Source organism: Rhodococcus sp. P4_F3_2, assembly GCF_056401335.1.
Genome location: NZ_JBFUJN010000001.1, coordinates 111625 through 124422, shown reverse-complemented (window position 1 = coordinate 124422; position 12798 = coordinate 111625). Strand labels below are relative to the sequence as shown.

Sequence of the window (12798 nt, the reverse complement as noted above, 5' to 3'; positions counted from 1 at the left end):
TTCTCACGTGCTTCGGTATCTATTTGCACGCTACGCAGCTCATTAACCTCGGGATAGGCCCTCGCAACTGCCTATTTGTGCAATAACGATCCTGCAATGTTGCGAATGTTGCGAATGGCTCCTCGGTAGGGTGAACGCGATCGGCACCGAGGAGATTCGATGAAGAAGATGTACGCGGGAGCGCGGCTGCGACGGCTGCGGGAAGAACGAAACCTGTCACAGTCCGCACTGGCGAAGGCACTCGAACTCTCCCCCAGCTATGTCAATCAACTAGAGAACGATCAACGACCGCTGACGGTCCCCGTCCTTCTCAAGCTCAACGCCGAGTTCGATCTCGACGTGCAATTCTTCGCCTCCGATTCCGACGCACGCCTCGTGGCTGACGTTCATCACGCCTTGGCCGAAACCTCGGAATCCGGGGAGGTATCGCTGGCAGAGGTAGACGAATTGGTGGCCCGAATGCCCGCGGTCGGACGCACCCTCGTGATGTTGCACCGTCGTTTGCACGCCGCAACCGAGCAGTTGGACCAGTTCTCGACGCAATTGTCCGGCGAGGCCGCATCTGATGTGTCGCTCGTACCCATGCCCTACGAGGAGGTTCGGGACTTCTTCTACGACCGAAAGAATCACATCGCCGTTCTGGACGACGCTGCCGAGCAGATGTTCGTGGACAACGGATTGTCCGTTGGCGCAGTGGATTTGCAACTGGCACGACTACTTCGCGATCAGCACGGCGTCACCGTGACGATCCGTACCGACGAACCAGACAAGCTCGGCCCCAAGCGTTTCTACGATCCGGACAAGTCGGTACTCACCCTCGCCCGTCGTCTGTCGGCAGGGCAACGCGCGTTCCAGATCGCGATGCAGTTGGCCTTCTTCACCCAAGCCGACGTGATCGATTCTCTTGTCGCCGAGGATGAATCATTGAGTGCCGAATCCGCAGCTCTCGCCCGCATCGGACTCGCGCATTACTTCGCCGGCGCGCTACTACTGCCGTACACCCAATTCCTGGAATCCGCTGAGGCCTTGCGATACGACATCGATCTGCTGAGCCTCAAGTTCGAGGTCGGCTTCGAGACCGTCTGCCACCGGTTGTCCACACTCCAACGGCACGGCCAGCGCGGCATTCCCTTCTTCTTCGTCCGAACCGATCGCGCCGGAAACATCTCGAAGAGACAGTCCGCTACCGCTTTTCACTTCTCCAGAGTCGGCGGCAGTTGCCCGCTGTGGGTCATCCACGAGGCGTTCGCGAGCCCAGGGCGCATCCTCACCCAGGTCGCGAAGATGCCCGACGGCCGGACATACCTCTGGGTGGCGCGCACTACCCACAGCGGCGGGCTCGGGTACCTCGCCCCCGAGCGGAACTTCGCCGTCGGACTCGGTTGCGACATCGGCTACGCCGATCGCATGGTCTACTCCCACGGAATCCAGACGGACGACCCCGCGACCATCGTGCCGATCGGCGCGGGGTGCAAAGTCTGTGACAGACCGGCGTGCTCTCAACGCGCCTTCCCCCAACTCGGCCGCTCGATCTCCGTCAGTCAGAACAGCAGCAGCCATCTGCCGTATCCGCAACAATAGGACGCAAACAATAGGGCGCACCGACTCCACCTGCGCTTCCCCGGAGCTACGGCGCCTTTCTGCTTCGATGGATGTCATGCAACCCGATACCGTGACCCCTCGTCGACTGGTTCTTCGCCGCCTTTCGGCCGTGGTTGGTGTGGCCGGAATCGTGACGGGTTTGGTTGCCTTGATCGCAACTCAGCTGGACGTCGATCACAACATCGTGATCGTTCTGGCGTCAGTGGCACCCTTGTTGATGATTGCTCCGCTGGTCGGTGCCGTCGTCTCGGGTATCGGGCGTCAGTGGATCGTATGCGCCGCATCCCTTGTCGTCCTTGCACTGTTCGGATGGTCTGTGAGCCCGCTGTACATCGGCGGAACTGGGGAGTCGACGTCTGCGAACGGTCCATCGATTCGGTTGATGCAGGCCAACTTGATGGTCGGTGCAGCGGATCCGGAGTCGCTTGTGGCGATGGTCCGCGAACGCAACGTCGACGTGGTGACGGTCCAGGAGTTGACGTACCAGGAAGCCGAGGCGCTCGAAGCCGCCGGGCTTGAAGAGGTTCTGAGCCACCAGTTCCTGATCCCCTACGCCGACGGCGGTGGCGGGGCCGGAATCTACAGTCGCTTTCCTCTCTCCAATCCACGTAGCCTCGACGGGTTCTCACCCGAAACGCTGTCCGCAGAGCTGAATGTCGGCTTGGCGCAGCCAGCCACATTGTTCGCCGTGCATCCGGCACCGGCATACATCTCGCCGGCTTCGGTGTGGGCGGCCGAGCAGCAAAAGCTTGGGTCTTACATGGACGAAGTCGCCGGGATGGACAATGTGATAGTCAGCGGCGATTTCAATGCGTCGTACTCGAACAAACAGTTCCGGAATCTCCTCAGCAACGGATACACCAGCGCCGCCGATCAATTGGGTTCCGGCCTGATCCCGACGTACCCGACCGACAAGTGGTATCCGGCGGTGGTCGGTATCGACCACATCATCACCAAAGGCGCCGTGGCGACATCCTTGGAACGGATCGAGATCGAGGGATCCGATCACCACGGCCTGATTGCCGACATCACGTTGTCTTGACTAAATCCTGGATCGAGCAAGCACCGGGGCATTGTTGTGCCCCGGTGCTCGCGTCTCGAGTTGTTTCACTTCAGGCTGCTGTCGGTGGGCTGTTCCCGCCGATCGGCTGTTGATACGGATCGATCGACATCGGTGGATAGAACACCGTCTTTCGATCCGGGCCGATCTCGACCCGCCACTCCGTGTGGTGCATCGTCCGATGGTGATGACCGCACAACAAGATCAGGTTGTCGAGATCTGTTGGGCCACCATCGTTCCAATGAACGATATGGTGAGCATCGCACCACCCCGGGGGTGTTCCACACCCCGGAAACGCACACCCGCCATCACGCACCGCCAACGCCCGCCGCTGCGGAACCGTCGCAGTTCTCGCTTCCTTACCGCAGTCGAGCAGAACACCATTCTCATCCAACAAGATCCGCGTGACCGTGCAGTCGCACGCCAGCATCCGGGCCGTGTCGATACTGATCGGACCCACCCAATCCATCCACGCAAACCCGAATTCCTGAGTCGACGGCAGGAGATCTTTCAATGCTTTGAAGTCGGACATGTCCTTCGCCGACGCAGTCACGGTGATGTGCGGTTTCACCCCACCCTCGATCGGACCCAACCCCGCCCGCTCGTACCGCCGCAGTAGTTCACAGAACCCGTCCGCGCGCCGTAATGCCGGCGTACGGGTGTCCTTGACACCGTCCTTCTCCGGCGTCGGAACCGACAGGCTCGACAACAACGTGATCAGACGGGCCCCGTTCACCGCATCCAAATCGCCCTTGACCGTGACCCGCCCGTACAAGCCTTTCGAGGCGTAAAACTCATTGCGCTCAGAGTCTTCCCCGACCGGGACCCCGTCCTCACGGTTTCCGTACTGCTTCTCGATCCGCCGAATCGCCGCCCGCACCGCATCACAATCCGCAATGTTCTTCGACGCCAGATCAAGCAGAATCCCGCGAGCCTTGTCCACATCACCACGATGAAACGCATCGCCCACCACCGGTTCGAGCATCAACAACCGCGCCAACCCGACCAGCAGACTGCACTCACCGATCTCCAAATTCGTCGAACCATGCAACCACTGCGCGATCGCCCGAAAACCCTTCCCGCCGAGAACCTCACGGGAAAACATCTCCACGATCAACAACACCAACCGCGACTGCAACTCGTGCCGGACACGCACCAGATCCAGAACCTCACTCTTGAGGTCCTCGCCATCCAGCTGCCACGCTTCGCGACTGTCCATGCCGAAAGTTTAATCGAACATACTTTCGATAACCAGAGACAAAACGGACAACTTCACGAGCGCCCAGAACTCGAGACTCGTTGAAATACAGACTCATTCAACTGCCACACGCTGCTACGTCGGCGTGACTATCGCAAAGTTCGGATCAGGCTCGTCGAGGTGCCCCGCAAGTTCTGCGAGCTTCGCCGGGTCGCCGGCCACCGTGATACTGCCATTCGCAATCTCGGCGCCCAGGTCCGCACCACCGAGCAGCACACCGAGTAAGCCGAGACGACTCAAACTGAACGTCGCATCCACAGACCCAGCATCTGCAGACCCACCTTCCACGTCGAAATGGATCAGCACTCCGTTGCTCAGTTCCGTTCGGTGCACGATGTTTTCGTCGGTGATGTTCCAATCGATGACGATGTGGGAATTCGCTGCACTCACTCCGTCCACGCGGAGCGACACGGCGTCGAACACCTGCTTCACCGACAACGCTGCGGTGATGTCAGGAGCTGCAGCAACTGTGGGCGTACCCACCGAACCGTTGCGCAGTTCGTATGCACCGGTGAGGTAGAAGTTTCGCCAGGTGCCGTTCTCTGCGCCGTACCCGAGTTGCTCGAAGGTATCGGCCTGCAGGGTCTTGGCCTCGGCGTTGTCCGGTTCAGCAAAGATGACGTAGTTCACCACCTGCGCGACCCACCGAAAGTCTCCGCTCTCGTACGATTCCCGAGCTTTTCGGAGCACCTCTGCCGATCCGCCCATGAACTCCACGTGACGCTTGGCCGATTCGACGGGTGGATGCTCCCACAGGTGTGCTGGGTTGCCGTCGAACCATCCCATGTAGCGCTGATAGATGGCTTTGACGTTGTGGCTGACGGAACCGTAGTACCCGTGTGTGTGCCACGCCTGCGCCAAGGCGGCTGGCAGTTCGATGGATTCGGCGATCTCGAGACCGGTCCACCCCTGATTGATTCGACGAAGTGTCTGATCGTGAAGGTACCCGTAGAGGTCGCGCTGCAATGACATGAACTCGGTGAGCCGTTCGGTCCCCCACGTCGGCCAATGGTGGGATGCAAACACGACATCGGATCGTGAGGCGTAGCGATTGATCGATTCGGTCAGGTACGCCGACCACACATGCGGATCTCGCACCAACGCTCCACGAAGTGTGAGCAGATTGTGCAGATTATGAGTTGCGTTCTCCGCCATGCACAGTGCGCGAAAGTCCGGGAAGTAGAAGTTCATCTCGGACGGCGCCTCGGTGCCTGGGGTCATCTGGAACTCGATCCGAACGCCGTCGATCGTCTCCGTATGACCGGTCTTCGAGATCGACACCGTCGGTGAAATGAGCGTCGGTGTACCGGTGGAGGTGGTCTGGCCCAATCCTGCACCGACGCCACCTCGAGGACCTCGAGGCAATGCCGCCCCGTACATGTATGCCGCGCGTCGAGCCATTGCCGTTCCCGCATAGACGTTTTCCTCGACGGCATGCTCCACGAACCCCGTTGGCGCAAAGATCACGCATCGCCCGGCAGCGACGTCGTCTTCGGTGGTCACCCCCTTGACCCCACCGAAATGGTCGATATGCGAATGCGTGTAGATCACCGCGACAACCGGTCGATCACCACGATGCGCCCGATACAACGCGAGACCAGCGGCCGCGGTTTCCCGAGAAATCAGTGGATCGATGACGATGATCCCGCTCTCCCCCTCGATCAGGGTCATATTCGACAGATCGAGGCCGCGTATCTGATAGATCGAATCCGTCACCGCAAATAGCCCTTGCTTGGCCACCAACCTCGATTGACGCCACAAGCTCGGATTGACGGTCGGCGGGCACTCTTCATCCAGGAATGAGTACGAGTCGTTGTCCCACAGCACTTTTCCGTCGGGTCCGGTTACCACGCCGGGATCGAGCGCGCCGATGAACCCGCGCTCGGCATCGGTGAAATCGGTCTTGTCGGAGAACGGCAGGGTCTCGGTGACTCGGGAGTTCGCCGCTTCGATTGCGGCCGATGCTGCGCGTGGGTCGATCATAGATCAGCCTCTCATGCTCAATTGTCCAGTGTGGTAAACCCGTTCAAGGCTTCAAGAGCCAGCAGGCACTAGCTCAGCAACTGCGACTTTGCCGCGGCGAACTCCGCGTCGGTCAACACGCCGGACTGATGAAGCTGACCCAGCTCCTGCAGCTTGGAGACCAGATCGTCCGCGCCAGAAGGGGGAACGGACTGCACGGGTGCGACCTGCGGCGGCGGCTGTTGCTGCTGGTACTCCTGCTGGTATTCCTGCTGCTGCTCGCTGGCCTTCCGTTGACTCCGTCTATCCATGGCGTTGGACGTCGCTTTTGCGGTTCCAGCCACTACCGCAGTGCGCGCCACCGTGCCGAGCAACCCCGGCCGCCCTCTGCGTCCACCTCGAAAAACCATGCCGAACTCCTTGGGTAATTGTCGCTACTGAAATGCTGCTTCGACCGCTGCGACGACTACCTCGCGCGGTATCTGAACGTGAAGGACTACATCGCCGCCGCCACCGCGAACCGTCGACGCGAGCTCACGCGCCCACGTCTGCTCGTAGACGATGACTGCGGCGGACGTTCCTGGTTCGAGTGACTCACGGACCACGTCCAGATCCTCGTCACTGATCAATGCCTTGGCTTCGATGGACAGAATCGCCAGTCCGATCTCTGTGAGATCTTCGTCGACGTCGATCTGCGACACCTGTCCGTCGGCGTCCTTGGCGATGTACACGAGGTCGAGCAGGGTGACAAAACCTCGTTCCACCACGTTTTGCAGCGCGGCGACGGCTTCAGGATCCACAGTGGAACCTGGGAATGCCAGCACCACGAGCTCGACCGGTCCGATGTTCATTGCGTCGTTCATCCATCAAGCCTGGTGGCTCGGACGCTTGGGAACCTCACCCGCAGGGGATGAATTACCCGATGCGATCGAGTTATTTGTTGCGACGAATGACTTCGCGAATCGGCCGTACGTGTACGCCTTCTGCCGCGAGGGCTCGCCGGGCTTTGCCTCGGGTGACGAGCACACCGACGATACCGAGAACCCAGACCGGATATTGCACCATCCAGGCGACGCGGAATCCGTCGAACGTRTACCCGCCCATGTGTCCGAGGATCACGCCCATCACTTGAATCACGATGAGGGAAGCGAGGAATCCCCCGATGTTGACCATGCCTTGCGCGGTGCCCATCGCCGAACTCGGGTTGGACGTACGCGCGTAGTCGAAGCCGATCACCGAACCCGGCCCACCCACCGAGATGACGACCACCAGGATCGTCAACAACCAGAGCGGAGACGGCTCGCTTCGTGAAAGCACGATCGTCCACATGAGCGCGCTGGCCACCATGATGGTGAGAACCAACCACGATCGACGCATGGGATAGCGACCGGTGAGAATGCCGAGGATCGGGCCGGCCACGATTGCCGAGATGACCGACAGCGTCAGCAGCGAGCCGACCGTCGTGGAGTCGAGGCCTTGAGCCGATTTCAGGTACGGCACGCCCCACAGCAGCGCGAACGTCGTGATCGAGAACTGAGTCCCCATGTGGCTGAAGAACCCGAGGCGGGTGCCGGGCCGCATCCACACCGTCTTGATCTGTCGCCCGATCTCCTTGGCGCCGGCCGGCACGGCGACCACGTCGGCACCGGGAGGCGCGTCGCGGATGACACTCAACGCCAGTGCAAACGCCAACAGTCCGACAGCGGCAGCGCTGCCGTAGGCAAAAGTCCAGCCCGGTCCGGACAACAGCAACATGAACGGAAGCGCAGACATCACCTGGCCCAGCTGACCGAGGATGCCCGTGAACTGCGAGACCAACGGCACCTGCCGGGGCGGGAACCACTGCGGTACCAACCGCAACACCGAGATGAAGGTGAGTGCATCCCCGGCACCGACGGCAATACGTGCACCGATCGCGACGGGCAGCGATTCGGTGAAGGCGAGAGCCAACTGCGCGGACATCATGATGAACGCACCGACTGCGATCATGATCCGCGAACCGTAGCGGTCGAGGAGAACTCCCGCCGGAATCTGCATACCGGCGTACACAACGATCTGCAGCACGACGAAGCTCGACAGAACGCTGGGCGAGATCGAGAACCGATCAGCAGCAGACAGACCCGAGACACCGAACGAAGTGCGGTGAAGCACGGCGATCACGTAGGCAAAAACACCGACACCCCAGACCAACCACACTTTTTTCATCGGGTCTGTATGTTACTCCTGTCTTTCGCAAGGCTCAGGACATGATTATTCGCGGCCCTGAGAGACCCAATTCAAATCAGCCGAACGGAAGCCTTCGGTGATCGCGGCGAGGGAGTCGAGGCGAGCGATCTGGTCTTCGCTCAGAACGATGTCCAACGCTCCGGCGTTTTCGGTGACTCGTGCAGCGAACCGCGTRCCGGGAATCGAAACAGAAGGCAACCCGTACTGCCGGCCCTTGGCATCGAGCCATGCCAGGGAAACCTGTGCAGGCGTCGCGCCGAGCTCCTCACCGACGGCGCGGACCACGTCGAGAACCTTCTGATTAGCAGGGAGCGCGGAGTCCGAGAAGCGTGGGAAGCGTCGGCGCAGGTCGTTGTCACCGAGCGTCTCCGCATCGAACGATCCCGCCAGGAAGCCTCGGCCCACAGGTGAGAAGGGCACGAATCCGACTCCGAGTTCCGCGGCGGTGGGTACTACCTTGTTCTCGACGTCCCGACTCCAGATGCTCCATTCCGACTGGATCGCCGCGATCGGATGCACCCCGTACGCACGACGCAGTTCATCGCCGGTCGCCTCGGACAGGCCGATGTTGCGGACCTTGCCCGCCTTCACCTGCTCTGCGATCGCGCCGACGGTGTCTTCGATCGGAACGTTCGGGTCGACCCGGTGCAAGTAGTAGAGGTCGACATGATCGACGCCGAGTCGTCCCAGAGACTCGTCGAGTGCCTGCGGTACGTAGGCCGGGTCTCCGTTGATCCCGCGCTGACCGTTGGCGATGTTGCCGACCAGACCGAACTTCGTCGCCAACTGCACTTCGTCCCGGCGGTCTTTGAGAAGCTCTCCCACCGCACGCTCGCTCGAGCCCTCGCCGTACACGTTGGCGGTGTCGATGAACGTGATCCCGATGTCCACCGCATGGTGCAATGTGGCAAGCGCCTCGGCCGGATCCACCGGGCCGTAGACAGGGGCGACGGACATCGCGCCGTATCCCTGGGCGCTGACAGTGAGACCTTCGGCCAGAGTGACGGTGGGGACGGTCATGAAAACTCCTCGATTCGACTAAGCGACAACCTCGACAGTCTTCACCGAATCGAAGCCTCACGCACCGATTAACGTCACGCTGATCGGGTTACCCTCGAGTGATGGCATTCGATTGGCTCGAACTCGTGCTCACCGCCCACCGCGAATTCGGTTCACGACTCGCCGCAGTCGAGGACTGGAACGCACCCACGCCCGACTCCGACTGGCACGTCGAACACCTCGTCCGCCACGTCATCGAGGAGCAGCAGTGGGTACCGCCGCTCCTGGCCGGACTGACGGTCGGCGAGGCGACACCGGACATCGTTCCCGTCGGGGACGACCTGTGGACCGAATGGCAGAAGTACTCCGATGCCGCCATCAAAGCGTGGAAATCGACGGACCTCAGTGCCCACGTTCACCTCTCGTACGGCACAGTGAAGGTGGAACCCTATCTGCGCCAGCAGACCTCGGACGTCACGATCCACACCTGGGATCTCGCGCGAGCGGTCGGAGCAGACGAGCGACTCGATCCAGACCTCGTCGAGGCCGTCTGGTCCGACCTCGACGGGCAGCGCGACATGCTCGCCGAGAGCGGCCTGTTCTCCGCTCCCGTCGRTCTTCCTGACGATGCGTCGTTGCAGGACAAGCTGATTGCCCTGACCGGCCGCGATCCTCGTTAGACGTTCAGCGTCACGCCCGTCGTGCGGGCGACGCCGTCCCAGCCGCCGGCAGGTGCACCGAGGCCGAGCAGAGCCGCAACCGTCGGCGCGACGTCGATCGTGCGAGCCTGCGTGTCGATCTTCCGTCCACCGTCGAGAGCGGGATGCCCGCCGCTGAGGAAGAACGGGATGGGCAGTGTCACGAAATGGCCGTGGTTGCCGGGAATCGGGTTGGACAGTGGAGTCGGATCACTGAACCGCCAGCCCTGAGCGCAAAACGCAACGACGTCACCGGCATTGGTGCCGAGATCGAATTCGGCGGGGAGGTGGCTGGATTCGACGCCGTCCACACCATCCACGATCTGCTGAATCCGGCTGACGGCTTCCGCCCGTTCGCCATCGGGTCCGACGAAGTAGATCAGGTCTGCGCCACCGTTCTGGGCGATTCGAATCTTGCCTGCCAGCAACGGGTCCGCGTTCAGCGGTCGATCGAGTCCGATGAGCCGCGCGGGCTCCGACCAGTCCATGGAGTGGTCGGCCAACACGATCAGAATGCTCCGATTCCAGCGACCCGTGTCATGAAGGAAGTCGACGAAGCGGCGAACCTGGTTGTCGGTGTTCTGAAGTGCGGCCGTGCGAGCGATCCGGATGGACAGACCGGACAGATCCAGGTGCCCAACCCGATCGACGTCACCGAGGTTGGTGAACGAGAGCCGCGGCGAGTTCCCGCCGACGATACGGATCAAGGCGTCGATCGTGAAGTTGTCCGGCGCGTGCTCCGTGCCGGGAACGAGCGGCTGGGGATCCCACACCAGTGAGGCGCGGTCACCGAACAACCCGTGAAGGTAGCGCTTCGACAGCACACTCGCAGTGGTCAATCCGAGTTCGGTGCGCACCCGATCAAGAACCGTCGATGCCTGCAGGTCGGAAGGCCGATCGAGGTCACGCTTCTTGTCGATGGACGGATCGTAGACGGAGTTTGCAGGCACTCCCGAACGCGCCGGCAGCACTCCCGTCATCATCGCCGTGTGATTCGGCAGCGTCTCCGCGATCGTGATGGCGCTGGCGTCCGGGTAGTGAATACCGCCGGCCGCAAGCCCGGTCAGCGTCGGGGTGAGCTCCGATCGCAGCTCGTCCGGACGCATGCCGTCGACGACGATGACATGCACGTCCAGGTCTGGGATGCCTGCGCTGGTGGGAACGCTCGCGCGAGCGGGCGTTCCGAGCAATGCCGTTCCGGCGACAACACTTCCACCGATCAGAACGCTACGACGCGAAACTTCGATACTCACTGGTCGACTCCTGGTCGGTACGAGGCCTGATCGAGGGCGGCCGAAGTGGGCGAGACTCTACTGCCCGCGCCTGCCGGTAGACGGTAGCTCACGGCGTAGTGCGCATTGCTCTGTGGATTGGTGAGATCGTCGACGTAGTACCAATCCATCTGAGTACCTTCGCGGGCGATTTCGAATACGCCGAAGCCGTGCGAATCCAGTTCGACGTACCGCACATGTCGGTTCACTGCCTTGAATGCTTCTTCTGCCGCAACGGTTACCGTTCGCGGCGGCACTTTCAGCATGTCGTCGATGTTGGGCGACGTCACCGACGGGACGACGAACTCAGCGCCGACAGTCGGCCCGCCTGGGTAATTCGCGGCATTGGTCGGTAGGTCGCAAGCCCACGACGTGTGGATGTCACCGGTGATGAAGACGGTGTTGTCCACACCGTTCGAGGTGATCGCATCGAAAAGCCTGGTGCGGTCGGCGGTGTACCCGTCCCACTGATCCGTGTTGTACGGGACACCGGCCTGCGGCACTCCCACCAGTTCGGTCAACGCCGCGGTGGTCGCCGGTTCCAGCGGCGGGAACACGCAGGGCGTGATCATGACCGGATTGCCGACGATCTTCCACTGCGTCGGGGAGGTGACGATTCCGCTGGTCAACCAATCCATCTGTGCGCGTCCGGTAATGGTGCGTGACGGATCGTCGACCTGCTTCATCGTCGGCTGCTCGTCGCGGTAGGTACGCAGGTCGAGCATCGAGATCTCGGCCAGATTCCCGAAGCGGAACCGTCGATACAGCTGAACGCTCGAACCACTACCCGACGGGCGGACAGGCATCCACTCGAAATATGCCTTGGCCGAGTTCGCCTTTCGATCTGCCCAATCGCCTTCGATACCGGGAGTGTGATTTTCGGCGCCGTCCCGGTACGCGTTGTCGGCCGATTCGTGATCGTCCCACGTAGTGATGAACGGGAGTTTCAGGTGAAGAGCAGCCAGATCCGGGTCGGTCTTGTACTGCGCGTGCCGAATTCGGTAGTCGGCCAGCGAAATGATCTCGTGGGCCGGCTCGTGAAGGCGAACGGATCCGTTCCGCGCGCCGTACTCCCCCTGCCCGTACTCGTAGATGTAGTCACCGAGATGAATGATCGCGTCGAGGTCTTCGCGGAATGCGAGGTGGCGATAAGCACCGAAATATCCTGCTTCCCAGTTGGAGCAGGACACGACGCCGAAGCGGAGACGATCGAGATCTGCCGAGTTCGACGGAGCCGTGCGGGTGCGTCCCACCGGAGAAACAGCCGAACCCGCAGTGAATCGGTACCAGTACGTCGTCGACGAATCGAGTCCGGTGACGTCGACCTTCGCGGTGTGATCGGATTCTGCCGAAGCAGCAACACTTCCCGACGCCACAACGCTCGCGAACCCCTCATCGGTCGCGACCTGCCAGTTGAGCGTCACCGCCGCCCCGACGCCCGAACCTGGCGTTGCGTCTGCCGTTGGGGTGATGCGGGTCCAGATGATCACGGCATCCGGCAACGGGTCACCGGATGCCACGCCGTGCGCGAATCCCGGGCTGCCACCCGGAACCTCGGCACCGGCGTGGCTCGCCGAAGCGACACCGAGACCTACTGCGCCGGCGAGAGCCGCCGATCCCTGCAGTAGGCCACGTCTGGATATTCGATCGAAGGCATTCGTGTGCACGCTAGGAGTGAACCCGCACCTGAACGGCCGTTCAAGAGAGCTTCGGGATGTTCAC

The 12798-nt window shown here is 61.6% G+C and carries 11 protein-coding genes; 3 read left to right on the top strand and 8 right to left on the bottom strand.

Annotated features, from left to right (window positions below; translation table 11 throughout):
• Window positions 1-159: 159 nt before the first annotated feature.
• Together AC1DWA_RS00610 and AC1DWA_RS00605 are read left to right on the top strand one after the other, a co-directional pair.
• Window positions 160-1581, top strand: a complete 1422-nt coding sequence (locus AC1DWA_RS00610; RefSeq protein ID WP_020909101.1) for a short-chain fatty acyl-CoA regulator family protein — start codon at window positions 160-162, stop codon at window positions 1579-1581.
• Window positions 1582-1648: 67 nt separating this feature from the next.
• Window positions 1649-2644: an endonuclease/exonuclease/phosphatase family protein gene (locus AC1DWA_RS00605; RefSeq protein WP_477845672.1), complete on the top strand. Its 996-nt coding sequence runs from the start codon at window positions 1649-1651 to the stop codon at window positions 2642-2644.
• 70 nt (window positions 2645-2714) lie between these two features.
• Here AC1DWA_RS00605 and AC1DWA_RS00600 read toward each other — a convergent pair whose 3' ends face one another.
• The 6 genes from AC1DWA_RS00600 to AC1DWA_RS00575 form a co-directional block, all read right to left on the bottom strand.
• Window positions 2715-3881 (bottom strand): HNH endonuclease signature motif containing protein, encoded by a 1167-nt coding sequence (locus AC1DWA_RS00600; protein WP_477845671.1) that lies wholly within the window; start codon window positions 3879-3881, stop codon window positions 2715-2717.
• A 114-nt stretch (window positions 3882-3995) separates the two neighbouring features.
• The gene (locus AC1DWA_RS00595; protein WP_019745272.1) at window positions 3996-5903 is read right to left on the bottom strand and encodes an alkyl/aryl-sulfatase; all 1908 of its coding nucleotides are present in this window, start codon (window positions 5901-5903) and stop codon (window positions 3996-3998) included.
• 68 nt (window positions 5904-5971) lie between these two features.
• The gene (locus AC1DWA_RS00590) at window positions 5972-6292 is read right to left on the bottom strand and encodes an SHOCT domain-containing protein (RefSeq protein ID WP_019745273.1); all 321 of its coding nucleotides are present in this window, start codon (window positions 6290-6292) and stop codon (window positions 5972-5974) included.
• A gap of 24 nt (window positions 6293-6316) precedes the next feature.
• A complete protein-coding gene (locus AC1DWA_RS00585) occupies window positions 6317-6745 on the bottom strand; it encodes a DUF6325 family protein (RefSeq protein WP_020909115.1) in 429 nt (142 codons plus the stop codon).
• 70 nt (window positions 6746-6815) lie between these two features.
• Window positions 6816-8087 (bottom strand): MFS transporter, encoded by a 1272-nt coding sequence (locus AC1DWA_RS00580; RefSeq protein WP_019745275.1) that lies wholly within the window; start codon window positions 8085-8087, stop codon window positions 6816-6818.
• 45 nt (window positions 8088-8132) lie between these two features.
• Entirely contained in the window at window positions 8133-9128 is a 996-nt protein-coding gene (locus AC1DWA_RS00575; RefSeq protein WP_019745276.1) for an aldo/keto reductase, read from the bottom strand.
• 101 nt (window positions 9129-9229) lie between these two features.
• Between AC1DWA_RS00575 and AC1DWA_RS00570 the strand changes: the two genes are divergently transcribed.
• Complete coding sequence (locus AC1DWA_RS00570) at window positions 9230-9787, top strand: TIGR03086 family metal-binding protein (RefSeq protein WP_477916431.1); 558 nt, start codon at window positions 9230-9232, stop codon at window positions 9785-9787.
• On the opposite strand, the gene AC1DWA_RS00565 is transcribed toward AC1DWA_RS00570, so the two are convergent.
• Together AC1DWA_RS00565 and AC1DWA_RS00560 are read right to left on the bottom strand one after the other, a co-directional pair.
• Window positions 9784-11058 (bottom strand): alkaline phosphatase family protein, encoded by a 1275-nt coding sequence (locus AC1DWA_RS00565; RefSeq protein WP_477845670.1) that lies wholly within the window; start codon window positions 11056-11058, stop codon window positions 9784-9786. The genes AC1DWA_RS00570 and AC1DWA_RS00565 overlap by 4 nt on opposite strands.
• Window positions 11055-12743, bottom strand: coding sequence for an alkaline phosphatase D family protein (locus tag AC1DWA_RS00560; protein ID WP_020970775.1), 1689 nt, complete (start codon window positions 12741-12743; stop codon window positions 11055-11057). Before AC1DWA_RS00560 ends, AC1DWA_RS00565 begins: the two co-directional genes overlap by 4 nt.
• Between the last annotated feature and the right edge of the window lie 55 nt (window positions 12744-12798).

Excerpts from the sequence above, each read along its gene's own strand:
- AC1DWA_RS00590 (WP_019745273.1), bottom strand. The coding sequence starts at position 6,292 with ATGGTTTTTCGAGGTGGACGCAGAGGGCGGCCGGGGTTGCTCGGCACG.
- AC1DWA_RS00605 (WP_477845672.1), top strand. The coding sequence starts at position 1,649 with ATGGATGTCATGCAACCCGATACCGTGACCCCTCGTCGACTGGTTCTT.
- AC1DWA_RS00610 (WP_020909101.1), top strand. The coding sequence starts at position 160 with ATGAAGAAGATGTACGCGGGAGCGCGGCTGCGACGGCTGCGGGAAGAA.
- AC1DWA_RS00595 (WP_019745272.1), bottom strand. The coding sequence starts at position 5,903 with ATGATCGACCCACGCGCAGCATCGGCCGCAATCGAAGCGGCGAACTCC.
- AC1DWA_RS00600 (WP_477845671.1), bottom strand. The coding sequence starts at position 3,881 with ATGGACAGTCGCGAAGCGTGGCAGCTGGATGGCGAGGACCTCAAGAGT.
- AC1DWA_RS00585 (WP_020909115.1), bottom strand. The coding sequence starts at position 6,745 with ATGAACGACGCAATGAACATCGGACCGGTCGAGCTCGTGGTGCTGGCA.